The sequence below is a fragment of the Corynebacterium sp. MSK047 genome (assembly GCF_030232285.1).
Classification (GTDB): Bacteria; Actinomycetota; Actinomycetes; order Mycobacteriales; family Mycobacteriaceae; genus Corynebacterium; species Corynebacterium jeikeium_D.
The window spans coordinates 1-26,966 of sequence record NZ_JASPJI010000008.1; the positions used below are offsets into that span (position 1 = coordinate 1).

The 26,966-nt window shown below is 56.3% G+C and carries 23 protein-coding genes, 1 tRNA gene and 1 pseudogene; 12 read left to right on the plus strand and 13 right to left on the minus strand.

The genetic code is table 11. From position 1 onward, the window contains the following. Nucleotides 1–190: 190 nt before the first annotated feature. Nucleotides 191–275: transfer RNA gene (locus QP981_RS04440), tRNA-Ser, on the minus strand. A 197-nt stretch (nucleotides 276–472) separates the two neighbouring features. Here QP981_RS04440 and QP981_RS04445 point away from each other — a divergent pair. After that, nucleotides 473–1,441, plus strand: coding sequence for an NAD(P)H-quinone oxidoreductase (locus QP981_RS04445; RefSeq protein ID WP_048732059.1), 969 nt, complete (start codon nucleotides 473–475; stop codon nucleotides 1,439–1,441). 16 nt (nucleotides 1,442–1,457) lie between these two features. Here the strand turns inward: QP981_RS04445 and QP981_RS04450 are convergent, their stop codons facing one another. Next, complete coding sequence (locus QP981_RS04450) at nucleotides 1,458–2,726, minus strand: aminotransferase class V-fold PLP-dependent enzyme (protein WP_187405033.1); 1,269 nt, start codon at nucleotides 2,724–2,726, stop codon at nucleotides 1,458–1,460. A gap of 531 nt (nucleotides 2,727–3,257) precedes the next feature. Here QP981_RS04450 and wzm point away from each other — a divergent pair. From wzm to QP981_RS04465, 3 genes are all read left to right on the plus strand, one after another. Further along, on the plus strand, nucleotides 3,258–4,166 hold the full coding sequence (gene wzm / locus QP981_RS04455) for a galactan export ABC transporter permease subunit Wzm/RfbD (protein WP_049189853.1): 909 nt from the start codon (nucleotides 3,258–3,260) through the stop codon (nucleotides 4,164–4,166). Nucleotides 4,167–4,212: 46 nt separating this feature from the next. Then, nucleotides 4,213–4,995 carry a galactan export ABC transporter ATP-binding subunit Wzt/RfbE gene (gene wzt / locus QP981_RS04460; protein ID WP_005510871.1) on the plus strand — a complete coding sequence of 261 codons (783 nt, stop codon included), beginning with the start codon at nucleotides 4,213–4,215 and terminating at the stop codon, nucleotides 4,993–4,995. 157 nt (nucleotides 4,996–5,152) lie between these two features. Further along, a complete protein-coding gene (locus QP981_RS04465) occupies nucleotides 5,153–6,259 on the plus strand; it encodes a glycosyltransferase (protein WP_070604719.1) in 1,107 nt (368 codons plus the stop codon). A 469-nt stretch (nucleotides 6,260–6,728) separates the two neighbouring features. Here the strand turns inward: QP981_RS04465 and QP981_RS04470 are convergent, their stop codons facing one another. The 6 genes from QP981_RS04470 to QP981_RS04495 all read right to left on the minus strand — a co-directional run bounded on the left by QP981_RS04470 (nucleotide 6,729) and on the right by QP981_RS04495 (nucleotide 13,456). Further along, nucleotides 6,729–7,859: a PDDEXK family nuclease gene (locus QP981_RS04470; RefSeq protein WP_284857504.1), complete on the minus strand. Its 1,131-nt coding sequence runs from the start codon at nucleotides 7,857–7,859 to the stop codon at nucleotides 6,729–6,731. 166 nt (nucleotides 7,860–8,025) lie between these two features. After that, nucleotides 8,026–9,237 carry a hypothetical protein gene (locus QP981_RS04475; protein ID WP_284857505.1) on the minus strand — a complete coding sequence of 404 codons (1,212 nt, stop codon included), beginning with the start codon at nucleotides 9,235–9,237 and terminating at the stop codon, nucleotides 8,026–8,028. A 10-nt stretch (nucleotides 9,238–9,247) separates the two neighbouring features. Beyond that, nucleotides 9,248–11,170 carry a glycosyltransferase gene (locus QP981_RS04480; protein WP_016421829.1) on the minus strand — a complete coding sequence of 641 codons (1,923 nt, stop codon included), beginning with the start codon at nucleotides 11,168–11,170 and terminating at the stop codon, nucleotides 9,248–9,250. Between the two features lie 18 nt (nucleotides 11,171–11,188). After that, a complete protein-coding gene (locus QP981_RS04485; RefSeq protein ID WP_053087276.1) occupies nucleotides 11,189–11,722 on the minus strand; it encodes a GtrA family protein in 534 nt (177 codons plus the stop codon). A 78-nt stretch (nucleotides 11,723–11,800) separates the two neighbouring features. Continuing rightward, nucleotides 11,801–12,784: a hypothetical protein gene (locus QP981_RS04490; protein ID WP_284857506.1), complete on the minus strand. Its 984-nt coding sequence runs from the start codon at nucleotides 12,782–12,784 to the stop codon at nucleotides 11,801–11,803. Between the two features lie 51 nt (nucleotides 12,785–12,835). After that, nucleotides 12,836–13,456: a hypothetical protein gene (locus QP981_RS04495; protein ID WP_246819594.1), complete on the minus strand. Its 621-nt coding sequence runs from the start codon at nucleotides 13,454–13,456 to the stop codon at nucleotides 12,836–12,838. Nucleotides 13,457–13,508: 52 nt separating this feature from the next. Between QP981_RS04495 and QP981_RS04500 the strand changes: the two genes are divergently transcribed. From QP981_RS04500 to dprE2, 3 genes are all read left to right on the plus strand, one after another. Further along, nucleotides 13,509–13,736 (plus strand): hypothetical protein, encoded by a 228-nt coding sequence (locus QP981_RS04500; protein WP_048761551.1) that lies wholly within the window; start codon nucleotides 13,509–13,511, stop codon nucleotides 13,734–13,736. A gap of 113 nt (nucleotides 13,737–13,849) precedes the next feature. After that, nucleotides 13,850–15,319, plus strand: coding sequence for a decaprenylphosphoryl-beta-D-ribose oxidase (gene dprE1 / locus QP981_RS04505; RefSeq protein ID WP_005510894.1), 1,470 nt, complete (start codon nucleotides 13,850–13,852; stop codon nucleotides 15,317–15,319). Between the two features lie 25 nt (nucleotides 15,320–15,344). After that, nucleotides 15,345–16,106: a decaprenylphospho-beta-D-erythro-pentofuranosid-2-ulose 2-reductase gene (gene dprE2 / locus QP981_RS04510; protein WP_069359684.1), complete on the plus strand. Its 762-nt coding sequence runs from the start codon at nucleotides 15,345–15,347 to the stop codon at nucleotides 16,104–16,106. A 41-nt stretch (nucleotides 16,107–16,147) separates the two neighbouring features. Here the strand turns inward: dprE2 and QP981_RS11285 are convergent, their stop codons facing one another. From QP981_RS11285 to QP981_RS04530, 5 genes and pseudogenes are all read right to left on the minus strand, one after another. Continuing rightward, nucleotides 16,148–16,840 carry an ABC transporter ATP-binding protein gene (locus tag QP981_RS11285; RefSeq protein WP_255468947.1) on the minus strand — a complete coding sequence of 231 codons (693 nt, stop codon included), beginning with the start codon at nucleotides 16,838–16,840 and terminating at the stop codon, nucleotides 16,148–16,150. Between the two features lie 263 nt (nucleotides 16,841–17,103). Then, nucleotides 17,104–17,590: pseudogene (locus QP981_RS11290) on the minus strand (ATP-binding cassette domain-containing protein); the annotation flags it as partial. 20 nt (nucleotides 17,591–17,610) lie between these two features. Beyond that, entirely contained in the window at nucleotides 17,611–18,402 is a 792-nt protein-coding gene (locus QP981_RS04520) for an ABC transporter permease subunit (protein WP_070429118.1), read from the minus strand. After that, nucleotides 18,399–19,346 (minus strand): ABC transporter permease, encoded by a 948-nt coding sequence (locus QP981_RS04525; RefSeq protein WP_069359686.1) that lies wholly within the window; start codon nucleotides 19,344–19,346, stop codon nucleotides 18,399–18,401. The genes QP981_RS04520 and QP981_RS04525 overlap by 4 nt, the downstream gene beginning before the upstream one ends. A 1-nt stretch (nucleotide 19,347) precedes the next feature. Next, nucleotides 19,348–20,880, minus strand: a complete 1,533-nt coding sequence (locus QP981_RS04530; RefSeq protein ID WP_035010183.1) for an ABC transporter substrate-binding protein — start codon at nucleotides 20,878–20,880, stop codon at nucleotides 19,348–19,350. Nucleotides 20,881–21,044: 164 nt separating this feature from the next. Here QP981_RS04530 and QP981_RS04535 point away from each other — a divergent pair, with 164 nt between their 5' ends. The 5 genes from QP981_RS04535 to QP981_RS04555 are packed head-to-tail and all read left to right on the plus strand — an operon-like array spanning nucleotide 21,045 to nucleotide 26,900. Next, nucleotides 21,045–22,013, plus strand: coding sequence for a TauD/TfdA family dioxygenase (locus tag QP981_RS04535; protein ID WP_070851609.1), 969 nt, complete (start codon nucleotides 21,045–21,047; stop codon nucleotides 22,011–22,013). Then, complete coding sequence (locus tag QP981_RS04540; protein ID WP_070429116.1) at nucleotides 22,010–23,002, plus strand: ornithine cyclodeaminase; 993 nt, start codon at nucleotides 22,010–22,012, stop codon at nucleotides 23,000–23,002. The genes QP981_RS04535 and QP981_RS04540 overlap by 4 nt, the downstream gene beginning before the upstream one ends. Further along, nucleotides 22,996–24,384 carry an alanine racemase gene (locus QP981_RS04545; RefSeq protein WP_076772194.1) on the plus strand — a complete coding sequence of 463 codons (1,389 nt, stop codon included), beginning with the start codon at nucleotides 22,996–22,998 and terminating at the stop codon, nucleotides 24,382–24,384. The genes QP981_RS04540 and QP981_RS04545 overlap by 7 nt, the downstream gene beginning before the upstream one ends. Before the next feature lie 18 nt (nucleotides 24,385–24,402). Further along, nucleotides 24,403–25,464, plus strand: a complete 1,062-nt coding sequence (locus tag QP981_RS04550) for a PLP-dependent cysteine synthase family protein (RefSeq protein WP_076772192.1) — start codon at nucleotides 24,403–24,405, stop codon at nucleotides 25,462–25,464. After that, nucleotides 25,446–26,900, plus strand: a complete 1,455-nt coding sequence (locus tag QP981_RS04555) for an MATE family efflux transporter (protein ID WP_187401412.1) — start codon at nucleotides 25,446–25,448, stop codon at nucleotides 26,898–26,900. Before QP981_RS04550 ends, QP981_RS04555 begins: the two co-directional genes overlap by 19 nt. Nucleotides 26,901–26,966: the final 66 nt, after the last annotated feature.

A 26,966-nucleotide genomic window follows, 5' to 3' on the forward strand; every position in this document is an offset into this window, starting at 1 on the left:
AATGACATCGGTGCACCAGCAGAATACGACACCGCCATCGACACCAGCTACCAACACAACCTCGGCATCCAAAAAGGCTGGATCAAATAACCGCAACACGCCCGGAAAAGACACACTTTTCTTTACTTAACCCAACTTTTAAGAGAAATGAAGAAACCCCCGGTAGAAAATCTACCGAGGGTTTCATCTGCGGAAGTAGAGGGATTTGAACCCCCGGAGGTGTGACCCTCGCTGGTTTTCAAGACCAGTGCATTCGGCCGCTCTGCCATACTTCCAACGCCAACATCATAACCGCATACCGCCGTAAGGCAGCAAACGCCCTCATAACACCCCTTGCCAGCACCTTTCGCAAGCCCTTCATCGGAAACCACACCCCAAGCATCCACCTCTACAGACATAACTATTTTTGCTAATTGCAAAAGAGGTTGAAATACCGCGTGCATAACCAGTTTTTGCATTACCTTTGAAGACTATGAAGGCAATCATTCAGACTGATCTTTCCAACCCCCGCGCCCTGGAATGGGCCGATGCTCCGGAACCGACTCTCGAGGATGGGCAGGTGCTGGTCAAGGTCAAAGCCGCTGGCGTAAACCGTGCTGACCTACTGCAGGCCGCTGGCCACTACCCGCCACCGAAAGGCGTGACCGACACCCTCGGCCTGGAGTGCGCGGGTGTCATTGAAGAGGTCAAGGGCGACTCTCAGGGCTGGAAAGTCGGCGACGAGGTCTGCTGCCTTCTCTCCGGTGGCGCTTACGCCGAAAAGGTCGCAGTCCCGGCCGGCCAGATTCTCCCCCTGCCACATGGCTACTCCTTCACCGAGGCCGCATCTATCGTCGAGGTTGCCTGCACGGTGTTCTCGAATGTCGTGATGATTGCCGGCCTCAAGGAAGGTGACCTGCTGCTGGTCCACGGTGGCGCGGGCGGCATCGGCACTTTCGCTATTCAGATGGCCAAGCGGCTCGGCGCTCGCGTCGCAGTCACCGCCGGTTCGGCGGAGAAGCTGGCTAAGTGCAAGGAGCTCGGCGCCGACATCCTCATCAATTACAAGGAAGAGGACTTCGAGGAAATCGTTGCAGCTGAGGGTGGCGCCAACGTCATTCTGGACATCATGGGCGCAAAATACCTCGACCGAAACGTCAAGGCCCTGGCGAAGGACGGCCACCTGGTCATCATCGGCATGCAGGGCGGCGTTAAGGGAGAGCTCAACATCGGCCGCCTGCTGAGCAAGCGCGGCTCCATCACCGCCACCGGCCTGCGCTACCGCGATCTCGCTGACAAGGCTCGCATCGTCAACGCCACAGAGGACACCATCTGGCCAATGCTTGCCGACGGCACCGTCACCCCTCAAATTCATGAGGTCATGGATATGCGTGACGCAGCCAAGGCCCACGAGCTGCTCGACAGCGGCGCGGTCAGCGGCAAGATTGTGCTGACCGTCTAGTTAGCTGACTACCTAGTTAACCGAGCGAGGCAACTGCGCGCACGAGCTGGTCAATGTCGTGCGGCGTATTGAACGGCTGGAGGCCAACTCCCACGGCGCCTCCAGCCTCATCGATGCCCATGGCCTCCAGCAGTGGCGATTCGTATGCATCAACAATGCTGGTCACGAGGCCATTATCCAGCAACCTATCCACGACCACCTTCGCCGACACCCCATCGACGAGGAAGCTAACGCGCGGAATGTGCTGTGCCCGCGACACACTCGCGAAAGAATCATCTTCGGTATCCATGCCGATGATGTACACCCGCGGCAGGGTCATCAACGCCGCAATCAGGCGTTCCGACAACGTCGTCAAGTAGCGAGAAACCTGCGGCATCGCCGTTTCAATGCGATGCCTACGTGACCCCCTCGCCGTGCTATCCAGCGATGCCAGGTGCAGCACCGATTCCGACACTCCGCCGAGCAATGCCGGCGACACCGGGGAAACCTCGATCCGCTCGACGCCGCGCACATTCGGCACATAGCTTAACGACGTCATGCGCTCGAACATCTCGGGATCCTTGAACACCAATGCTGCGACCTCAGGCCCGCCCAGCACGGAGGCATCAACCAGCATGATGTCGGCGCCCAGCTTGCTCATCGACACATCGCGGTAGGCGACAATATCCGAGGCATCAACCAAAACCCAGGCGTTGGAGTGCTCATGCACCCGCCGAGAAATGTCAGCTACCGGGGCAATGGTGCCAACGAACGGATCTGCGGCCGGGACGACAACAAGGCGAGTGTGCTCGTCTACGAGCTCGTCGAACTGCCAGGACGGCAACGTACCCGAGGACAAGTCAGCCTCAGCAATGCGGACTTGAGCTCCGTAGAGATTGGCTGCTCGGCGTAGTGGTGCGTGTACGACCTGCGAACCAATGCGAGAAATCACCAGGTTAGAGCCGAGCGTCAAGCGTCGACTCATTGCGGACGTGAACTGCTCCATGAGCACCTCACGCGAAGATCCCAACACCACGCCGGCGACCGGGCCACCAGTGAGATCGGCAAAAGCCCGGCGCGCACTGGCGGTTAGTTCCGCTGCAGCGGGAACGCCCGAGCTGCGCGACTGGCCATGAGCCCCCGCCCCAGTCTCACCAGGAAGGGACTTCTGCGCATTGCGAAATGCAGAAATCATCGCAGCCTGGACACGCTCGGGTACCTGGGTGCGTTGACCCGCATTGAGGTATGTCCACCCGTCGGAAAGCGACGAGTAAGCACCCCTGGTTGTCGGCACATCGAAGGCCATGAAAACCCTTTCCCGGTTTCGAATTCAAGCTGCGATATCTATTTCAGAGTTAACTGTGCAATCACCCACGAATCGAGCATCCATGCCCCGAACCGTGTATCGATTGCACATCTTAGTTGGAGCCAATTCTATCGAAGCAACCCCCTATAGGATAATCTTTATCCCTTTTTAGCAGTTGCTTAAAATTGGCCGAACTTTTCCTGCCTGTATCCATGCGCAAGCACTCCCGATGCGTGAACCATATGCACCAGCTGCATGCCATAAAGCAGTTACAGCGGCGATTGTATGTAAGTTTTCCAGGGTCACATAACCAGTCACATAACCAACCGTGGAAACAGCCTCAGAAGCACCACGTCACCACCAAGGACGACCACCCCACGCGACGGTTGTTCGCCGTCACGACGTGGAATAATGGCTCGCCCGGTGCCGTCGGTATTCAATCTAAACCGCCCTAGCTAGTAGTTTGGAGACGTGACTAACGCAGAAAATGATCGCCAATCCGCAGCTGCAGCCGACCAGTCGGCCAATACTGTGCGCAATGGCTCCGCTATCCGCACGGAGGAAACTCTCCGTCGCGACATTGCGCGCATAACTGACGCAACGGGTGAGGCACCGGCTTTCAAGTCGCGTTCCCGCACCATGGGCGCTGCCTGGCAGGATCTGGTTACCGGCTTCGGCCAGCGTGAGCTGTGGCTGCAACTGGGCTGGCAGGACATCAAACAGCGGTACCGCCGCTCCACGCTTGGTCCACTGTGGATCACCATTGCCACCGGCGCCATGGCCCTCGCTCTCGGCCTGCTGTACTCGCTGCTGTTCCAGCAGGAGCTGGCGTTCTTCCTGCCACACGTGACCGTTGGCCTGATCATCTGGGGATTCATCTCCGGCTGCGTGCGCGAGGGCGCAACCGTCTTCATTGAAAATGAAGGCCTCATCAAACAGTTGCCCAGTGCGCTGAGTGTTCACGTCTACAGGCTGGTGTGGCGTCAGTTGCTTTTCCTGGCCCACAACATGGTGATCTGGCTGATTCTCGTGCTGGTCTTCCGTCCGGATTTGGGCTGGAACTTCTTCCTGGTCATCCCCGCGATGGCGCTGCTGGTGGTCAACGGTGTGTGGGTGACGATGTTCTTCGGCATCATCGCTACGCGCTACCGCGACGTGGCACCACTGCTGGATTCCCTAATTCAGCTGGTGTTTTACATGACTCCGATTGTGTGGACCACCAAGACGCTGGAGGAACAGGGCGGTGCCGTCGCCGAACGCGCACGCATCGCAGAGATCAACCCGCTGTTCCACTACCTGGAAATCATCCGCGCCCCATTGACCGGCGAGCCGGTGGATACCTACCACTGGTGGATTGTCCTCGCCTGCACCGCAGTCGGCCTGCTGCTGGCACTCGGGGCTATGCGCCTGTGGCGCTCCCGCGTGAGCTACTGGGTTTAGGCCGCAAGGGCCGTCGTAAAGCGAATAGAACTAGCAAGGGATAAGCATGGTCAGCATTGATACTTACAACGCGTGCGTTGACTTCCCCATTTTCGACGCCAAATCGCGGTCGATGAAGAAGGCGTTCCTCGGCGCCGCGGGTGGTGCGATTGGCCGCAATGACTCCAACGTCGTGGTTATTGAGGCGCTGAAGGACATCAACATCCACCTGCGTGAGGGCGACCGCGTCGGCCTGGTAGGTCACAACGGCGCGGGTAAGTCCACGCTGCTGCGACTGCTGTCGGGCATCTATGAGCCCACGCGCGGTGCCGCCGATGTGCGCGGCCGTGTGGCTCCGGTGTTCGACCTCGGTGTCGGCATGGACCCGGAGATCTCAGGTCTGGAAAACATCATCATCCGCGGTCTGTTCCTGGGGCAGACGCGCAAGCAGATGAAATCCAAGCTCGACGAAATCGCAGAATTCACCGAACTCGGCGACTACCTGCACATGCCACTGCGCACCTACTCCACCGGTATGCGCGTGCGACTGGCGCTCGGCGTGGTCACGTCCATTGAGCCGGAGATTTTGCTTCTCGACGAAGGCATCGGAGCCGTCGACGCCGCATTCATGGCAAAGGCCCGGACGAAGTTGACCGAATTGGTCGACCGCTCCGGTCTGCTGGTGTTTGCGTCGCACTCGAATGAGTTCCTGGCGCAGCTGTGCGACACGGCGCTGTGGATTGATCACGGTACGGTTCGACAGGCAGGGCTTGTCGACGAAGTGGTCGAAGCCTACGAAGGTAAAGAGGCCGCCGACCAGGTGCGCCGCGTGCTCGCGCAGCGACGGTAACAGCTTCGCCGGGAGTCCGGGTGCAGTTGCCCCAACGTGGCCGAGCGGGCGGCTGGCGGGCGACTAGCGGGGCGGCACGGATGCTTGGAATTGCCCACCCGGAGCAACATGGCAAGATAGACAGCAATAAAAACAGTAATAAACGGTACTTCCCCCGATGGAGAACGAAGTGAGCGAAAACTCGGCTGACCACCCAAAGCACGATGAAGCAGCAACGGCCGCAATCGTGGTGACTCACAACCGCATCGAGGACCTGCGTCAATCGCTTCCCATCGTTGCCAGCCAGACCCACATGCCGAAGTGGCTCATCATCGTCGACAACGGCAACGACCCGAAGGTCAAGGAACTCGCCGAGCAGGTGGCGGCGCAGCAGTCGTCGGAAAGCGGATCGGCGCCGGAAATTCACTACCTCGGCTCCAAGACAAACCTGGGCGGCGCTGGTGGTTTCGCACTGGGCATGCTGACCGCGCTGTCGCTCGGCGCGGAGTGGATTTGGTGCGCCGATGACGACGGGCGCCCGGAGGACTCCTACGTGCTGAAGGCGCTGCACAGCTGCGCGCGACGCCACCAGCTCGACGCTGTCTCGCCGGTGGTCTGCGATATTAAGGCCCCGAACAAGCTGGCATTCCCCCTGCGCCGCGGGCTGGTGTGGCGCCGTCATCGCGAGGAGCTTTTCGAAAGCGGCATCAACCCCAAACTCCCGGCAGTGAACGACTCTGAGGGGCGGAGATGGTTCACCAACTTTGCAGATCAGAAGGCTGCGACCGGGCTCGAACTGCCTAGCGACCTCGAAACCATCGACGGCAACCACGACCTCCTGCCCGGCATCGCATCCCTGTTCAACGGCGCGCTGTTTAGCGCCCGCTCGCTGGAACAGCTCGGCGTTCCCGACTACCGCCTATTCATCCGCGGCGACGAGGTCGAATTCCACCGCCGCCTGGTCCGCTCCGGTCTCCGGTTCGGCACATGCTTGACGACGGCCTACCTGCACCCCTCCGGTTCGGGTGAATTTGTGCCCATTCTCGGCGGCAAAATGCACACGCAGTACCCGACCAATGACTTCAAGCGCTACTTCACCTACCGCAACCGCGGCTACCTGATGAGCCAGCCCGGCATGCGCAAGCTCATGCCACAGGAGTTCCTGCGCTTCGGCTGGTTCTTCCTGGTCCAGCGCCGCGATGTCCGCGGCTTCTACCGCTGGTTCAAGCTACTGAAGCAGGGGCGCGCGGAGAACTTCGAGCGCTTCGATCCAAAGTCGAAGTAGTTCGGGCTGGCGTTGCGGCGCTGGCCTGCATATTTGGCCTCACCCGGGTCATGTAGTCCGCATTTCGAGTGCTCAGTGCGCAAAAGTGTTACCTAACCCCTGGTTCCCTTTTCCTCCACTGACATATCGATGAGGTATTCACTCATCGATGCGCTACAGCCTGCGCATAAGTGAATAGTCCTACGATAAGTGCGCGGGCCAGGCCAACAGCGTGGCCATAAGTCCTGAAAAGTCATCGATAAGTGGCGGGAAGCTGGCCATAAGTCCCGGAAAAACATCGACAAGTGGCGAGAAGTTGGCCATAAGTGAGCACGACGGCCAAAAAGCGTCGATGAGTCTTGAAAAACCGTCGATGAGTGAAGTGAAACTGGCCATAAGTCGCTGGAAATCCGAGCCAATCCGCTCGAAATCGCTCCTCGAAATCGTTCCAAGTCCGGTCAGCACAATAGCAACAGGTCAGCAGCTGAACTTAGCGGGCGCCACGCGAGGTCGATGCATTTTCCAGAAGCTGCAAACGCTGCTTACGCTCCTGGATTCTGGACTCACGGAGCTGCCGATCTTTATACGGGACAGTGGCTTGACGAAAACGCCCAACTTCGGACGAAAATACCAACCCACCTGCCTGAATGCGCTGCCTCTGCCGAATAGCGAACTGTCGCAAGACCTCCACGCAGTCCCCATTAATGACCTGTGACCATTGGAAGCGGAGTACATCTAAGTGGAGGTTTCGCAGACGCTTCTCACGAGCTTGCTCTTTCAGAAGCACAGTCTCCGTAGCTGCTACCCCGCCACCGGAATACTTAGTCAGCCCATCGAACTCAATGATCAAATTCAGATGAGGCACATAAAAATCGACGCGCCCAATGAATCCTTCACTGTCATAGAACTCGACTTGCTGCATGAGCACGCATTTTTCGTCGTAAAGCGTGGCAATTCCTGAGTCGATTATGCATTTCTTTGTGATCGACTCACCGATGGTTTCGCTGTGTTCGCTGGCAGTTCGAAGTAGCTCGCGGGCGCGACGGGTCCCCGGCGAACGTGGGTAATTTGTGAAGACTGTACGCAATTCGTCGAGGTCACACCACTGTCGCAGTGCGGTGTCAACGATGATTGGCCCGTTTTCGGACTCGGCGGTGCGGCAGATATCGATGACGGTTTTCGGCACATCTGTAACGCAGCGCCCACCAATGCGAACGATGTCTTGTTCGAGGATTCTGCCACTGACATGGCGCAATCCGCCGCCAGGTCGGCGCAGGCCGGAATTGGCAAGCGCGATTGTGGCATTTCGAACAAGCACCGGGATGCCATGCAACGCAGCGGCTGCTTCGCCCGTAATGATTGTCCCGGAACCTGGCTTGACCAGTGCCTTTATCTGTAGTTGAAAACGTTCGAATGCTGACAGCGCATTCCAGCGAGAGCACTCGATGTAGGTGCCGTACGCCAGTCTGAGCAGGGATCCATCTCGAATATTTGCACTTCCGACGTGCCCGTGCAGATTATCCAGCTCTGACTTGGCACTGACATATTCACAAGGATGCTTGATTTGTTTCTGCGAAGCCGCGTGGATGAGGCCATCGGAATCGTAAGTCCAGTTAGGCATTGGTTTAGGCACGCTCCCCGAGGTCTGCTACAGGAATTCACGCATTGGGTTCAGTGCCTTCATTTATGGCCGACTCCGTGAAAATTGGCAGCGGAAAAGCCGCCGAACTGCCCGTATCTGTGGACAATTTGGCGGCTGTGGATAACTGCGTAGAGACTAGTTCAGGCTAATTCCGCGGCGCATTCTCGAGAACGATTCCAGAAGGAACTCCCGGGTCAGATGGCCAGTAGTATTCGTCGTCGGCGAAGGTAATTGTTGTGTGCTCACCATCGTTGTGCAGAGCGGGATTGACTACGGCTTTTTCAATCACACGCGTATCCGGCCCGCCTTGCCCAGATAGCTTCGCCGTTACCTCGGTCGGCTGATCCAACACCAAGATGGCATAGGGACCTTTATCCTGCGCACCAGGATTTGGATCCTGTCGCTGCTCATAGGCAAGAACCTCCGCTCTGGTCTGGAACACTTTCACGGTTCCCGTGAGCGAATTGGCTCCAGACGTTGTCGCCGAAGAATCCGAGTCCGAAGGCCCAGACTGCGAACCCGAAGCCCCGGACTGCGAACCCGAACCAGACCCCGACCCCGAAGCCGACCGCCCCGCCGTCGGATTCGGGCCACCGTTGCCACCGTTGCCACCGTTACCACCATCAGCGCCAGTACCATTCGAGCCCGAGCCCGGCGCGCAGTCATTACCAGCAGCAATGGCCTCGACGACATCCAGGTTGTCAGCCGGAATCCAGTTAAACTGTTCGAACTCCCCGGCACCCGGATTCGCAGGCGTTTCCACCAGCTCATTGCCCTGGCGCGTCACCAGCAAATCTTCCTGATCGCGCCCCATCCTCTCTGCAGAAAACGAGAACATACCCGGCTGACCAGTAGCTCGCTGAAGAGCGCGACGTACACCGCCCACAGAAGTCACGCCGTCATGGTAGGAATTCTGAAACTGAATTTCCTGACCATTCTCGTCAACGCCGTAGACACCAATCGCATCAATTTCGGCGCTCATCGCACTTGTGCCATAGTTCAGCACCAGCTCGGGCACGCACCCATCATCAAGATGCACGAGCGCATATTTCATCGCCCCACCGGGGCTAACTTCTCCGACAAAAGTCTGCAGTGGCGCCGGGTTCGCCAGCACCTGCTTGTACACAACGACGGCCTTCTCCGCCTGCGCCTGCACCTGCGCATCGCCATTTTCGCGTGACGACGACACACTGCCCTCGGCAGCCGCCGAATCGCCACCTCGATCCCCAGAAACCTGGAGGAAAAGGAACAGAGCCAGCAACAGGATAATCAGCACCAATAGCACCAAAATGGCGATGAGCTGCTTGCGGGTTTTGCCACCTGAGCTAGTCGAAGGCGTGGGTGTGTGCGTGGTCATGATTGAAGAACTACTCGCCTTGGAAGAACTTTTCCCAGTTGTCTTCGCTGGTCAAAGATGGCACGGCGGCCCGCCACTGCTTTGCAAGGTCGTCCCACTTGGAGGACAGTTCGCGCATGAGGCTGATGGTCTCGGCGCGCATGGACTTTTCCTTATCCAGGTCGCGGACCAGGTGACGCACACCGTTCTGGGAAGCATCGGTAACCCACACGTCGTCAAAGGTGGAAATGTGCCACCAGAAGGAGTCCTCGAAGGCCACAGCCACCGGACCCGGGCGCTTCTTACCCATCTGCGTATAAGCCAAACGCTTTGCCATCGTCTTATTTTCGCTGGAGATCTCGTGTGACGGCGGACGAACTGGGGTCAGACCACCCGGCATCTCGTGCATCGGCAGCAGCTCGGTCTCCGGGAAGTTCTTTCGACCAGCAGAAATGCGTGCGAAGTCGCCCTGCGATGCGTTCTTCAGCACCTCCGGGCCACGCAGCAGGTCCCGCACAGCTTCCATCTGCGTCCAGGCCAGGCCGTAGCGCATGGAGACCAGGTTCGAGAGGATTCGTCGTGAAGCGACGTTGACCATGTCCTTTGCGGTGACATCGCCGTGCATGGTGGCGGCGATGAGGGAGTTGCGCAGGCCGAAGTACTGGGCGGCGTTTTCGATGTCCTTCCAATAGAAATCGGCGTGCCAGACGGCTGCGCCCGGAATGGTGTCGGTCGGGTAACCGGCCTTGGCAGCACGGAAACCGTAGTCGATGTCGTCGTACTGGAAGAACAGCGGCAGCGCCAGGCCAATCTTCTTAATGACCTCGGACGGCACCAGGCAGGTCCACCAGGCGTTGTAGTCAACGCCCAGGCGACGCAGCTGGTGGTACTTGCGCACGTCCACGTCGGCGTAACCGAACTTGGGGTCGTTCTCCTCGACCGTCAGCGCCTTCCAGTTGTAGGTCTCGCCGGTGCGGAAGAGGCTGGTCGGGTTGAACAGGAAGAGCATCTGCGCACCGAGCAGCATCGGCTTTTCCGCGCATACGGCCAGGGCGGATAGGCGCAGGGTGGTTTCGGGCTCGGGGCGGATGTCGTCGTCGGTAAGCAGAACCATGCAGTCGCCCGCAGCGGTGGCGTCGCGCATGCCGCGGGAGAAACCGCCGGCGCCGCCGAGGTTCGGCTGGTGGACAACGTTCAGGCGCTCGCCGAGGATCTCCTTGGCCTGGATGAAGTCGGCTTCGTCGGCCGGGTGCTGTTCGCCCTGGTCAACGACGCGGATGGTGCGAACGCGCTCAAGGGCTGGCAGGTCCTCAGCCAGCGTGGCGACGGTTCGAGCACAGTCAACCGGTCGGTTGTAGGAACAAATGACCAGGTCAGTCGGAATATCGCGCTTGATAGCCGACTTGGGCACAACATAGCGGACATCGGAAATCTTTGCGCCTGCGTCCTCGGTGTCGAAGCGCAGGTGAATGGCACCGCCATCGGCGAAGCGGTCCAGCGGGACGGTCAGGCGAACCTCTTCATTGGCAGAACCCGACATCGGCGAGTGCTCACCGGTCCAGTTGCCGTCGGCATCCGAGCCACCCGCTGCCCAGGAGTCCTCCAATCGGAGGTGGCCCCCAATATCCTCGGTGTAGGCCAGCACACGCGCGGAACCGACCACGCGCGCACGGATTTCGACCTGCTTAATTGAGGTCCAGCGCTGCCAGTAAGAAGCTCGGAAGCGCCCGAAGTAGGTGTCAGTGCGCACTACGGTGTGGCGACCGAGCGTGATCGAGTTACGGGTGGCCTGCACCGAGCTGTCGTAGGCGCCAACGCCTTCGACTCGGTAGTACAAATCCGGCTCCACCCAGTCTGCGGGCGGAGCAAACAGCACGCGCTGAATAGTCAGCATGTCAACATCGGTTTCGGCGGTCAGCTGAGTGGATTCCTTATTAGAAGCAGTCGAAGTCACGTCCCCCAGCGTATCGCGCTATTTCACACGGAAGATGAATACACGCTGAATGATGAAGTTAATTACCGTCGCAACGCCCTGTGCGACGACGAATGCGCCGAACTGTGCCCACTGCGCGTTCCAGTCCCAGGATTCGACGAGCCAGGGCTGCAACACGTTGAAGATGCCGACCTGGGTGGCGTAGGTAATCAGGTACAGCACCGCAACTGCCAGCACCTTCTTCGCCGAGGACTTCGACTTGAAGGTCCAGCGGCTGTTAATGATGTACGCCGTAATCGTGCCGAAAACCCAGCCGACCGTCTTACCCCAGAAGTTGGTCGCCCCGAAGGCGTTGAGCATGATGAACGTCAGGCCGAAGTCCACCACCGCCGCGATGACGCCGGAGATGATAAAGCGCATCATCTGCACTTTCAGTCCGTGCTCGTCCTTGGTCTCCGTCGCCATTGGCACTGCGGCCGAGTCCTCTACGACAAAACCGTTTTCGTGGGAGCCGTTTCCGAGCTTGCCGTTGTCGCGGTTCGGGTTTTCATTTGCTGTTTCATTCGCTGACACGCCTAGGAATTCTAGGCCACCGGCCAGCTAACAAACAGCCAGCGCGAACATAAACAGGCAATAAAGAGGAGAAAAGAACTAACGCCGCAGCGCCTCACGCAGTAGATCCAGCCGCTCCACCGGCGAGAGCGTATCCTCCCCAGCTAGCCCCAGCGCGCTCATCTCCGCCCAGCTAGCCGCCGCCAATTCCTCAACGTCCTCGCCGGATAGTGGGATGCCCTCGTCGCTCTCCCAGCCGAGGCGCTCCATGACATGCGCCGCCACATCATGCCGTAGCTCATCCGAGGTCAGCGCCGCCAAGCACAGCAGCTCCACCAATGCCGCATCGTGCCCGGCTGGGTCCTTCTCGGCGTCCTCTATAGGCAATGCACGCAATCGCTTAACGACGCTCTCCCCCGCCTCCCCGGTCAATTCAAGCGCGGTTGATTCCGACCTCTGCAGGTCCAGAGCCTGTAACAGGGGCACGAATTCAAACACCCCCGACCTCTCGATGATGTCCACGATATCGGCACGAGCGGTGGCCAGCGTATTTTGAATAGAGTCCCGCCCGGTCAATTCCCTATTGATTGCGGCAATATCTACCGGCTCCTCCGCGTCCATATCCCCCAGTGCGCGGATAGAGCCCGAGCCACCGATACACAGGGCATCCGGGGTGGCCTCATCGCGGGCAAAAGCTTCCCTGACCTGCAAGGTATGTTTCCACAGCCCCCACTGCCAGATAAGAGTATCGCCGGGACTTTGCAGCACCTCGGCAACTGTGGTGGATAAGGGAACATCGACGACTCCGACCGCTGCGGGTCTGCCGCCAGTCACCAGCTGCGCCGCAGACTCCACCGCAGAGCCGGGCAAATGGAACTTCGTCGGCACGCTTTCCTCGCCCCACCCAAAGATGACTGCTAACACGCGGGACAGGCTTCGCAGATCCATCTGGTCATTGACCCCGAAGACGCGGTGGGCACTGCACGGTTCTTCCTCTAAAGAGGCACCGATAATGAGCGTGGCCGGTTCCGTGGCCACGCGAACGCCTGGGAAGGCGACTACGTTATCGGTCTGTGCTGCCATACCTCACAGCGTACGCAGGAAAAACAATGTGGCCTGGATGGCAAAAACTCGCTACAATGCGCGCGTTTTTACCAGCGGAATCTGGCGCGGCTCCGCACCCCACGGCTCTACCAAGTACTTGCGACGCAGGCGCTGCGACTCCACCGCGGTCCACTGCGCCACCAGCTCTTCTACCCCGCGGGCAAGCCCCAGCACCGGCCCTGCGACCTTTTCGCCAACATGCGGAAAATCAATAACCTCCACGTCGTTGACCTTGGGAAACCGCGGCTCCGTCAGATTTCCCTTGCCGGGCTTGGCCTTCTCTTCCTTCGCGGCGGCGCGCAGCTGTCCGATGTGGTCACGAATGCCGGCCACGGATGCCGGCAGGTCAATCACCGTGGCCCCCGCCTGCTCAATCGCTTGCGATAGCAAGTCCGCACCCTCAGCACCCTCAGCGCTCTCTGCCGCAGCGTCACCGTCACCATCGCCCGCGGTCACAGTTGCAACAAAGCAACCGGTGAGCAGATTGGTGGCGGTCTCCAGGGCTCCGTCGTCAAGCGGATCCACCAGCCATGCACCCGACAACCTCTCGCCTGCAAAGGACGGCGAGAGCTCCACATGCCAAATGACAACGGGCGATGTGGAACTACATACGGCAAGGGTCTGCGGAGTAGCAGCGGGCGTGGACGTCATGAGGTTGATGGTATCGCGAGTGGCGGATTCGAAGCGGGGTAGCCTGTATCGCATGTTCGACTTTTTTAAGAAGAAGCCGCGCGAAACCATCAACATGGCCGCCGAGTACACCAATACCCCGCTGTCGAACCAGATGGTCATGCTGTTCGCCGAGGAACTGCCCATCCTCGACAGCGCAGAGCGCGCACAGGTCTACCGCGCACTTGAGGCGTACGACGGCCCGCAGATCACCTCGCAGGAAATGCTGCCGGAAGAGATCCGAAAAATTATGGATCTATAGCCTCTCCGTACATTTCGCTCGCTTTCCGACGACCCGTGCGCGGCCCCAAGCGTGACCAACACCTCGGAGCGTCACGGGCGACGGAGCCAGTGCAAAGGGGTAGCCTAGCCTTGATGTCCACTAACACTAACGGCAAGTCCAGCACCGATGCTTCGAACGGTGCCTACGGAGCCGTACACACAGAAGCCAGGACCCTGACCGGTTGGGGTCGTACTGCCCCCGCTAAGTCCCAGGTGCTGTCGACGCCGGACTTGGATGAAATTGTTAACGCCGTCAAGGCTGTCGCAGACCAGAACTCCGACAAGCCTGCCCACCTGCGCCGCGGTGTGATTGCCCGCGGTATGGGCCGCTCTTACGGCGACCCCGCCCAGAATTCGGGCGGTCTGGTCATCGACATGCAGAAGCTCAACAAGATCCACTCCATTGATCAGGAGTCGGCGATTGTTGATGTCGACGGCGGTGTCACACTGGATCAGCTGATGAAGGCCGCGCTGCCCTACGGCCTGTGGGTGCCGGTACTGCCGGGTACTCGCCAGGTCACCATCGGTGGTGCCATTGGTCCGGATATTCACGGTAAGAACCACCACTCCGCAGGTTCTTTCGGCAACCATGTGCTGTCGATGGAGCTGCTGGTCGCTGATGGCCGTATTCTGCACCTCGAGCCGGAGGGCTCCGCGGATGACCCGGACGGCAAGCTGTTCTGGGCAACTGTCGGTGGCATGGGCCTGACCGGCATTATTGTCCGCGCTCGGATCAAGATGACCAAGACCGAGACGGCCTACTTCATCGCCGATGGCGACATGACCCACACTCTGGACGAAACCATCGAGTTCCACTCCGATGGCTCCGAGGAGAACTTCACTTACTCCTCCGCGTGGTTCGATGCCATCTCGCCGGAGCCGAAGCTGGGACGCGCCGCAATCTCCCGCGGTTCGCTGGCAACCCTGGCTCAGCTGGAGGAATACGCCCCGAAGCTGGCCAAGGACCCGCTGAAGTTCAACGCTCCGCAGCTGGTGACCGTGCCGGATATCTTCCCGTCCTTCACCATGAACAAGCTGACCATGATCAGCATTGGTGAGCTGTGGTGGCTGAAGTCCGGTACCTACCGGAACCAGGTGCAGAACCTCACGCAGTTCTACCAGCCGCTGGATCTCATCGGTGAGTGGAACCGTGGCTATGGCTCCAAGGGCTTCCTGCAGTACCAGTTCGTTGTTCCGCGCGAGGCCGTCGAGCCGTTCAAGGAGATTGTCCGCGATATCCAGCGCTCCGGCCACTACTCGGCGCTGAATGTGTTCAAGCTGTTCGGCGAGGGTAATCGCGCTCCGCTGTCTTACCCGATGCCGGGTTGGAACGTCTGCGTGGACTTCCCGATTAAGCCGGGTCTCGGCCAGTTCCTGGACGACCTCGACCGTCGCGTCATGGAGTTCGGCGGCCGCCTCTACCTGGCCAAGGAGTCGCGCACTTCCGCCGCTAACTTCCACCAGATGTACCCCGAGATGCAGAGCTGGCTGGACACCCGCAACGAGATCGACCCGCACGGTGTCTTCGCCTCTGACATGTCGCGTCGACTGGAACTGCACTAAAAGAACCGAGAGGATTTAAGCCCCAATGATTAATGCTGTAGGCGCTGCCCAGTCCATCCTGCTGCTCGGCGGCACCAGTGAAATCGGCCTGGCTATTACCGCCGAGTTCCTGAAGAAGGGCCCGGCCAAGGTCATCCTGGCTTCCCTGCCGAACGATCCGCTGCGCGAGGCCTCCGCTGAGAAGATGAAGGCCGCCGGTGCTTCCGAGGTGGTCACCCTCGACTTCGACGCAACGGACTTCGACTCCCACCCGGAGGTCGTCGAGAAGGCATTTGCTGACGGCGACGTGGATATCTGCATCGTCGCGTTCGGCATGCTTGGCGACGCCGAGGAGCTCTGGCAGAACCAGCGCAAGGCGGTCCTGGCTGCGAACATCAACTACACCGGTGCGATGTCGATGGGTGTTCTGGTTGGTCAGAAGTTCAAGGCGCAGGGCCACGGCCAGTTCATTGCCATGTCCTCCGTTGCTGGTGAGCGCGTACGTCGCTCCAACTTTGTCTACGGTTCCACCAAGGCCGGCCTGGATGGTTTCTACCTGAACCTGGGTGAGGCCCTGGAGGAGTACGGCGTCAAGACCCTGGTTATCCGCCCGGGCCAGGTCCGTACCCGTATGTCCGCTGACGTGGACGAGGCGCCACTGACTGTGAATAAGGAAGATGTCGCCAAGCTCGCGGTGAAGTCCGTCGAGGCCGGCAAGACCCTGGTCTGGGCTCCGCCAGCATTCCAGCTGGTGATGATGGTGCTGAAGCACATTCCGCGCCCGATCTTCAAGAAGCTGCCTATTTAAGGTCTGGAGGGGACCAAGACCCGAATAGCAGGGCTTTGGTCTCAACCCACAGCTGCAGTTCCAATTGGGATAACCGTGGAGCAATACGATTGCAGCAGCTCATCATCGTGACTGACTAGAACTATGCCCATTCCCTCGCTGTTGAGTTCTTGCAGAACGCTCATCACTTTGGTCGCTGCTTGATAATCAAGCGCCGAGGTAATTTCATCGCAGAGCAGGAGCTTTGGGCGCACGGCTAGAGCACGTGCGATTGCAACACGCTGCCTCTGCCCTCCAGAGAGTCCACTTGGCTTACGCTGTGCGAGCTGCTTATCGATACCGACTTTATCGAGCAAATCTATTGCCGCTCGGCGTGCGTCACGGCGTCCCCTTACCGACACCCGGGCTGCACGCGCTACGGCATCGAGTGCGGTCATTTTCGGGTTCAACGTAGAGGCAGGATCCTGCGGAACTATCTGCATCATCAAACGATTCTTCCGTGGCCATGTACGCTTAGCTTCACGAGTTACACCAGCACATTCAATCTCACCCGACTCTGCGTGGTTTAGCCCGATTAGGCACCGAAGTAGTGTCGACTTTCCGCTTCCCGACGGTCCCTTGACCCCAACCATAGTGCCACGCTGTACAGCGAAAGAGAGGCCCTGAAAAAGAGTCACGCGTTCATTATTCACGCAGCTCAGGTTGGAAACTCTTAAGACTGGAGACGCGCCCGCCCCTGCCCCCGCCCCCGGCATAGATTCACCAATCGAGGCTTTGGAGAGTTCTGTGACCTGGATGCCTTTCGTTACTGAACGCGGGCTGTGGCCAGAAGTCGTCTCTACACTCTGGCGTTCCACGCGCTGGGTGATCGAATCGCTTTTTTCCGTTCCATTCCCGACAGCCGCGACCGAGTCAATGCAAATCGCAAGCTTAGGAACCTGGTGGGCGGTGAAAATGACCGTAACGCCACTATCCGCGATGCCTCTTAGCAGATGAGCGATTACCGTCGAAGTATCGGAGTCAAGGCCGGCGAAGGGCTCATCAAGAGCGATGGCTTCAGGCGAACGCGATAGTGCCCGAGCCAGTGCCACCCGTCGCTGCTGTCCACCAGAAAGCTGGTGAATACGTCGGGAAGCAATGCTGGCTGGAAGATCTACACGCTGCAGCAACGCTGCAACGTCGGCCGCTGGAGCTAGCTCCCGGAGCATCCGGGCTACTGACATCAATGGTGGCAACTCGGCGCCCGGATCCTGTCCTACGAAAGCAATGTGCTCACGGCGAAAATGAGCTAATTCACATGATGGAAGCTCCAGCGGGTTTACATCTCGCCACTCACTGGACTCGACAGAAACCCCACCAATTACTTCCGATCTCTCCGGTACCGCACCAATCAATGCCTTTAAAAGTGAGGTCTTCCCGGAGCCGCTCACCCCAGTTAAAACCGTAATCTCACCCGCTCGGGCAGTGAGCACTGTGCGGGGTAGGATAACGTGCCCGCTTTGCATCACGGAAATATCTACATCAATCACGAGCTCGGCACATCCTTCGGTTCCTTCTGCCTCCCATTAATCAGGGCCACTACAGCAATCGATGTCGCTGCCAACGCGGCGGCTGGTGCAAGTACTGACCAGGGGTTCAGTGATATTCCACTCGCGTTATCCCGCACCATCGCTGACCATGCAAACTCACCGAGGCTTCTCCCGACCCCAAGGAAGCTCGCCGTAGCCAGCACATACAGCGCTTCGATAATGCGAAGACTCCATACCGAACGAAGTACTGCGGAAATATTGGGAATGATGTCCCGCAAGATTATCGAGACGGTCGATACGCCACTGCCCAGCGCAGCCTGAACATAACCAGCGTTAGCAACGGGATAGGTGGCGGCGGCGACCACACGGGCAGCATAAGGCGTACCCACCACAACCGAAACACCAATAAGCGCTGGTAGCCCACCATTGGGATACAAGACTGCAGTTAAAAGCAAAAGAATTACTGCGGGCACCAAGATGGTGACATCCGCCACTGCTTCAATAAAGAAGCCCAGTTTTGGCTTTAGCGACCCCAAGATACCGAATAGAGCGCCAAATGCCGTGGTCAAAGAACCGACGATAATTGCAGTTACGACCAAGGACCGGCCACCGACAAGCACTGCAGCGCCCACGCTTCTCCCCAGGTGTTCTGTTCCTAGGAAACCCTCCTCGTTACCGTTAGCGAAGGGCACGCCATGCGCCGACAGTTCAATGCCAAACAAACCAGCAGCGACCGGTCCGCCTAACACTAGGGCGATAAAGGCCCCCGCTAAAAACCTTCGAATCATAGTTGCACCTTCGGGGTGAATGCGACTTTTATTGCATCTGCCACAGTCAGCAACACCAATATGATCGCCCCTGTTACAGCAAGTACGGCAAGAATCACCGAGATATCCCGTTGCGCGACTGCATTAGACACCAAAAGCCCCACTCCAGGATGGTTAAATAACGCTTCGACTGTGACTGTCCCTGCTATCAAAACACCTGCTGTTGTAGCCATTGAAGTAGCAAATGTCGGTGCGGATAGCGGCAGGATATGTCGAAGTGCCAGCTGATTTCCCACGATTCCGTTTAGCTCAGCATTGCGGACCGCAGTGTTGTGAGAAGCATCCTCGAACGCTGCGAAAAGCATTCTCGAATTCCAGGCCGCCTGAGGAATTACCAGCGCCATAACCGGTAATGCGTACATACTTATCTGGGTTGGCAAGCCTTCCGCGGTAATAGTGACCGCGGGAAACCAACCAAGCCAGAGAGAGAATACCGCTACCAGAAACACACCAACGACAAACTCTGGTAGCGCAATTAATGCCACTGTCGATCGGTCAATAATGTGCGAAATCCAGGGTCTTTCAGCACGTGAAGCCCAAAAAATGGCGATTGCTACCGAAAGAACAGCAGTGACTAAAAATGCCATACCAGTTGTTGCCAGCGTCACAGGCAGCGCTGAACTCAGCAGATTAATAATCGGTACTCCGTTTACGGAAGTACCAAAGTCGCCCGCAAACGCACTTCCCAGCCAGCTCAGGAAGCGGGCCATAAGCGGCTTATCAAGATTCAGGTTTCTTTCTAGCGCTGCCAGAGCTTCCGGGGTCCGGTTTGCGCCCAAGATTGCGGAGGCAGCATTACCGGGCAGCCAATCAATCGCTACAAAAACAAGTCCGAGAACTGCGAAAAGTAAGCCTCCACGAATTATCAGCCGAGGAATAAGCCAACGCGCGATTTCCGCTGGCACACTAAGCCTTCTGGACGGTTTCAAGAAGGACACGACCATAGCCTGGAGCCTTAGGCAGACCACTCAAATTAGCTCTCGCAATATCGACTCCGTCAGATGCACCCCAGACCAGATACCCGGATCGCTCGAACTCAATCTTCTGCAGCTGGCGGCTTAGCTGGTTAATTCTCTCAGTATCGGTGCTTTCCAGTACCTGATCATAGATCTCGTTGAATTCAGCATCATCAAATGCGGTCTCATTAGAGGCCGCGTCACCGTCGAGAACCTTCCCAGCGAAGAAGAGCACAGAATCATTAGTTCCCCAATAGCCACAATATAGGTCTGCCTTGGTCCATGTCTCGTCGTAGAAAGTACCCGAATCCTGCTCCACTACATTGAGAGTCATGCCGATTTCTTTCACCTGATCAGCGATAACCTTCATCGCCTCTACTTGACCCGGAGCCTCAGGGGTAACGTACAAATCATACGTTTTCTCAAGGTCAAAATCTGCCTCTTGGAGGAGATTCTTCGCTTTCACAACGTCACGCTTACGCACTAACGAAGAATCCAGGTTCGAATCTGCCGTTCCAAGAATGTCGTTTGCAGGGGTTCCATAACCGGAGAGAGCTCGTTGGATGATTTGCTCCCGATCAACTGCAAGGCGCAGCGCCTGACGAACTTTCACATCTGAGAAAGGCCCATCTGAGGTACGCATGATTAGTGGAATAACCGAGTCATTCATCCGGCGCACAATCTTTATATCTTCATTTCCTTCGACGGATCGGGCCGCAATAGGACCCGCAGCTTGAGCTAAGTCAATTTGCCCGGACAACAGCGCATTAGTCATTGCGGTGGAGTCTTCAAATGGAATGACATGGACCTCAGCAACTCCTGCTACTGTTCCGTGATAGTTATCGAAACGCTTGAGCTTAGCAGAACCATTTTCCCAACTGACCAGCTGGAACGGCCCCGATCCAATGGGCTTTTCAGCAGAAGAACCCTTCTTCATCACGAAGGTCATCAATCGCGCAAGCATCGGAAGCTGTGAATTCGGTTCCGCAGTTTCCATCACAACGACGTTGGCTCCAGCAGCACGAATGCTATCAGGCATCACTGGAAGCCGGAATGAGTTTTCCTCATCCGAAAGCATCTTCTTCAACGACCACACGACATCTTCAGATGTGACCGAGGAACCATCATGGAAGGTAGCACCGTCGGCAATCATAAATTCCCACTCAGTCGGATTATTCTGTTTCCATTCCTGCATCAGGCGTGGCACTACAGTTTCTTTCTCGCCCGGCACCGTCAGAGCCTCCCAGATCAGGGAGCTAATAAGCATATCTGAATCATTAGGCAAAAGCTGGTAAGGGTCTCGTTGAGCGCTTGCCGCTTTCCCGAGAGCCCCAACACGCAGCACATTAACGTTTTCGACTTCATCCCCACTGGCAGCCCCATCCCCTGCCGTCGACTCTCGTGACGTACACGCCGTCAGAAAAGTGCCTGTCCCAATAACTGCCATTGCAGCGAGGAATTGGCGTCGAGAAAAATTGGTCATGATGGTTCCTTAATCTCTAAGAAAGACTGCCCACAGGAAAAAAGACATTGCTAACAACTACAGCAGCAGTAAAGCTTAGGCAAGCCTACTAACGAAATTCTTTTAAGAATAATTATCTAGGCCACCCTTTACAGCATAGGTTACCCTCACCTAATCTCTTTGTCATGCAGAATTTGCACCTGAGCCAAGAACTCTCACACAGGATCGTTAAAGCTGCCGACGAACTTGCTGCGACACAGAAGATTAGCTCTCCCGACTCGTACAATGCCATCAATCATCTTTTGACTGATGAGCTGGAGGAACTGAAAGAACTAATTCTGCTCTCCCCTACTGCCCATGCCACTTCCATCCATGGACTTCCCTTCCCTGCAGTTCACGGACCTACCCCAGCCACGTGGCAGGAATGCGTTGGCAAGGTCCGAACCTGGAGATTCGTTCTTGCGATTATCGCTAGCGCTGTCGGTCGCCCATTCGGATGGTTCGGACAGCAGAAAGGCCGTATCACCACAGACTTGGTGCCGACCCGCGGCCAGGAGAACCAGCAAGTTGGCGCCAGCAGCAACACCACATTGACTCTGCACACGGAAGATGCTTTTCATCCGCGGCGCGCGACGCACTTCGCTTTATTTGGTCTTCGTAACCCCAAAAATGTCGGCACTACGCTGGCCCCCATCGATGAAGCATGGCATCTACTCGATGTAGATTCGAAAAAAATTCTAACCGGGGACGGAGCCATCATTATTCCAGATGCATCTTACGGTGATTACGAATATGCAGCTCCTACTGCCATGACATCAATCTGGAAAACTGATGGCAATTTAGGCATGAGGTTTGACCCCGCCTACACAGACAAAAATTCTGGAACCTTACAGTGGTGGGAGGCATTTGAGAAGCTTCAACAGGCTCTTCACACTGTCACCTATACGGTGCCTATAAAGCCAGGTCAGATGGTCATCATCAACAATGACCGATGCGCCCACGGACGAGTACCTTTCGTAGCCAACTACGACGGGACCGACCGCTGGATGCTACGCATCAACATTATGGGAACCAAAAACACACGCCCCATCAATGAAATCAACGAACCCGGCTACGGCCAACACATCCGATTTATGGATGGTGAAATCCTATGAAACAGCGAACTAACCTGACCGTCCTCAGCAGATCAGAATTAGCTCAAATAAAAATTTCACCCGAGTCCGTACTCGAGTCGGTGAAATCCGCTCTCATCGAGCTCGACCAGCCAGGAACTCTGTGCCCAGGGAAAATCAAAGTTGAAGTACCTGAAAGCGTGAGTTACTCGATGGTCGGCAGAAGTCGTTCTTCAAATTCCGTCGGATTCAAGACTTCCTATACCCATTGGAGCAAAACTCACCAACAAAGCGCCAGGGATAGAAGCTATTACACGACCCTCACACTGTACGACGATTCCAGCGGATATCCTATTGCACTTCTCGACGGCGCTGCGGCGGGAACTCTCAGAACCCCGGCAGTCTCAGCGCTATTGGCACAGTATGCTGGTGCAATTCCTCAGAGCGCTCTCATCATCGGTTCGGGAACCCAAGGACAAAACGCAGCCCCTTTTCTCCTTGAAACCTTTGAAACATTAAACACGATTTATCTCGCCGGCAGCCACAGCGTGGGACTAGAGAAAGGCGCCAAGATTGCATCAACAGCAGCAGTGAAGCTTGGCCGAAAAATAAAAATCAAGATTGTAGACGATCCTACAACTGTGAGTTCAAACTGTGATCTCATTATCGGGGCCGCTGGACCTGAGACTCGTTGTACTGTCACAGCATCCGATATTCCCCGGCACGCAACCGTCGTTGTTGTGGGCTACGGAATCGCCCCTGATATCTGTCATCAAGCGAGCAGAGTCATCACGACGAGTATCGAACAGATGAATGTTACCGGTCGCGATTACGCTGACACCGATGGTCGGTTGCCGAATGTCCATGCCGAACTATCCGATTTGCTCCGCAAAGGGCGCAAACTTCCTCGTATTGACGAAACTACGTTTTGCTATAACAGCGGACTAGTTCTAACCGATATCGCTGTCGGCCAAATCCTCGCCAAGGAAGGTCTTAAGCAGGGATTCGGGACGGAGATATCCCTGTGGTAAGTGCCATATCATGCAAGATTGATGTTCCAAGCTGGCAAACGGCTCTGATTGGCTCAGGGAAACTTGACTTCATTGCTGAGCTTTCCGACACCCCTTTTCATGTCCTTTGCCCAAACCAATTTGCTCAAACACTTTCAGCCTGGCATACAACCGCTAAGGAAGTCGGCATTAAATTCGGTATCCGGTTTGGCAAAAAGGCAAATAAGTCCGCGCACTTCAGTCGCGAGATAGCACTGAGTGCTCTTCGTGGTTTCGACAGTGGAATCGATGTCGCCAGCGTCGAAGAGTTCCAATCATCTCTGGCCGCTGGTGTACCAGGAAATAAATTAATCATTACTGGTGCTACACCGAGTCGAGAACTTATCCATTTGGCAGTTTGCCACGATGCAACTCTAACTATTTCCAATGAAGTAGATTCAAGAATAATTTCCCAATTTGTCGACGAAATCGATACGCCTAATCAGCTCCGAGTTCTTCTCCGGATTGCGAACCAAACCCCCTCCACACGGTTTGGTATGAGCATCGATACCGCCTTGTCTCTAACCGCTCGTCTTAGCCAAGGCCGTGCCAACATCGAAATTACCGGCCTAAGTTTCCACTGCAACGGTTATGACCTCCACGAGAGGATAAACATGTCGCATCTGGCAATCGACACCCTACTCAAGGTGCGCTCCCTGTCTCCACGGGCCGACACTATTTCCATTGGAGGTGGATTTCCCACAAGCTCAGTCGAGTATGGAGTCTGGCGAAACCTGCAATCTCGACTAAAAAACGAAATGTTCATAGATTCGGATAAACCTAAAGACCAGTATCCGTTCGGATCACCTTTATCCGGACAATACTCACTACGGTTTATAGCTAATCAACATCGCCCACTGACACGTCGAGATATGGAGTCCACTCGACGCAGCTCGGACTCCATGGCTCAGCGCGCTCATCGTCACAACATAAAGATTTTGGCAGAGCCTGGACGGTCTTTATGCCAGTTCGCGGGTGCTAGTTTCTTTCCTGTTCTTTCGTGTCACGCATTGCCCAATGCTGCACGGACAGTAACTGTCGTACGTGGAACTAGTCTCAGCCTCTCAGAGCAATGGTTCAACTCGGAGTATTATCCGGACCCATACCTTGTGCGTAACGGAGTCATTATCGACTCGGGAGTAGCTACCGCAACAGCAGTTTCCGGATCAACGTGCTTAGACAGCGATTATCTCAGCAAAAGAATGATTCAACTCCCCGACAGGCCTCGACCTGGAGATTTCCTAGTCTATCCCGACACAGCCGGGTATCAAATGGACTCGAACGAGTCTGCTTTCCACGGATATCGGATTCCTCAGAAATACGCCTTTAATCCTGTCACCATGACCATCACGGAAGATCGCTAGAACAGAGGCCAAATAAAGATGCCAAAAAGAATTTATACGCAGATGTCTCAACTCATTGGCAATACTCCTCTGTTCGAGCTTGTCTGTACTCCCCAGAAAAGTCGCGTTTTGCTTAAGCTCGAGCAATTCAACCCAACTGGAAGTGCGAAAATCCGGATGGCCCAGTCGATGATTAAGGCGGCAGAGCAGGATAACCGACTTCAAGAGCATGGCACTATCGTTGAATCGACTTCCGGTAATACTGGACAGGGCTTAGCACTTCTTGCACTTGAGCGCGGATACGACTTCGTAGCAGTCGTCGATAATCATTCTTGTAAAGATAAATTGAACTCCATGCGTGCAATGAATGCACAGATGTGCTTCGTTTCCAATCAAGATGACGATTCGCTCGCCACATCGGCTAGAGAAAACCATGCTGAGGAGCTCGGCAAACAACACGGCTGGGTATTCATGAAGCAGCATGACAATGTCGCAAACTCGATGGGTTATTACCCTGCAGCTGATGAAATTTTGAATGATCTTGGGGAAAGTCCGACTCATATCATTAGTGCCGTAGGCACAGGTGGAAGCCTCTTTGGAGTTACTGAACGTCTCCATCAATTGGGACACCGTCCCACTATTATAGGCGTCGAACCGGAAGGTTCCATTGCATTCGGTGCTCCTGGACACGACTATTGGCAATCTGGAACGGGCACCCCCGAAGGTGCAGTTATCGGCACTTCAGTTCGCTATGACTTACTCGACTACGGAGCAAAGGTATCCGACAAAGCAGCTTTCGCTGCATGCCGAACAATCGGAAAGCACATGGGGCTTCTACTGGGAGGATCTGCTGGCGGAGCCGTAATAGCAGCCCTCGAGCTCCTGCCGGGCTTTCCCGCTGGCTCTACATCGTTGACCATGGTGTGCGATGGAGGGGAAAAGTATCTAGATACCGTATTCAACGATGAGTGGATGTCCGAACGTGGTTTACTCGATGTCGCCCTCGAGGACAAAATTTGGGCACAAATTACGTCATTGCGCGCTGGGAAAAGTTCAATTCCGCTAGGTTCAACACGAATTTCATGGTCGAAGGAAAAGTAGTGCCCGGTACTACCTTACAGAACTTAAATCGTCAGCTTTTGGCGATGTCTCTTCCCCTCGCCGGCACACAGCTTGCGAACATCGCAATCTCAACCACGGACACTCTCATGATGGGTCAACTTAGCCTCGAGGCTCTGGCTGGCGGAGGCTTGGCAGTGGTGTGGTTTAACCAGGTACGCACAATGGCTGTGGGCCTATTAACACCACTGGGCAATAGGATTGCGTCGGCTCATGCGCTGTACGAAAGCAAATCTCGCGAACGAGCGGACTCTGAACTATCTGTTACTACGTTGCAAGGCGAAATTCGCAATCTTTCACGCACCGGCTGGTTCCTAGCAACTGCCAGTGGCCTCGTGGGAGCACTAGTGCTAATCGGGATTGCCTACGCGCTGCCATTTTTCGGCCAGTCCGCTGAGATTAGTTCCGCAGCCACTTCCATGATGTGGTTGCTCGCGCCAGGTCTTGTTCCTTGTTTGTGGTTCCAAGTCTCCCGTCAGTTTTGTGTAGGCCTCGGCAAACCAAAATCGCTACTACACATAACCGTGGCGATGATCGTAGTGAATGCAGCGTTGAACTACGCGCTCGGTTTTGGATTCGGGCCGTTTCCTGCATTGGGTCTGCTAGGCATTGGACTGTCCACCACACTGGTTCATTTATTGTCGGCCCTAATTTATCTGCGAATCACCATCCGAGATCCCGACCTCTCAACTTTTCTTGCCCTCGATTTCTGGAGTGCCGACGGAGACACGATGCACGGAAGGCTCCGTCACCTCGTCCGCACTCAGCTTCGTCTGGGGCTTCCAGTCTCAGCAACCTACGGAGCCGAAGCGGGCATGTTTTCTGTGCTGGCGATGGTCATGGGATCCTTTGGCACAGAAGCACTCGCAGCGCACAACGTCGTCTATCAAATAACCTTTATTGTTTTCCAGATTGGTGTTGGGTTCTCCCACGGCAGCTCTATTCTTGTGAGTCGCGCTTGGGGTCTGAATGACAACTCCCTTGCACGCCAAGTCGGCATTCGAACTCAAACGATGATGGCTGCCATCGTTGCTGTTGCTTCCGTCAGCTTTCTTTGCGCTCCCCGCCTCGTACTTTCCCCATTTATAAGCAGCTCCGAGAAATCCAATGCCACCGAGACATTAAGCATCGCATTGGGGTTGTTGGCTATTGGCGCAGTGATGGAATTTGTCGATACTGCACAAAACATAGCTATCGGTCTCCTGCGCGGGATTAGCGACACCACTACTGGTTTGAAGGCATCCCTCACTGGTTATTGGATTATAGGTTTGCCAGCTGCTTTAATACTTGCTTTTCCCATCGGTCTAGGGCCTCACGGGGTGTGGTGGGGATTGGTCATCGGGCTTGCCAGTTCTTCAATAATCCTTTGGAGAGCTTTCCTTCTCGCGACGCGTAAAGACCTTACCGTGAAACTCTAAAGAACTCGTCCCTCAAAGCGATATCCACGTCGCAGGTATCCGGTCGTTCACGTTCGTGTGCAACAC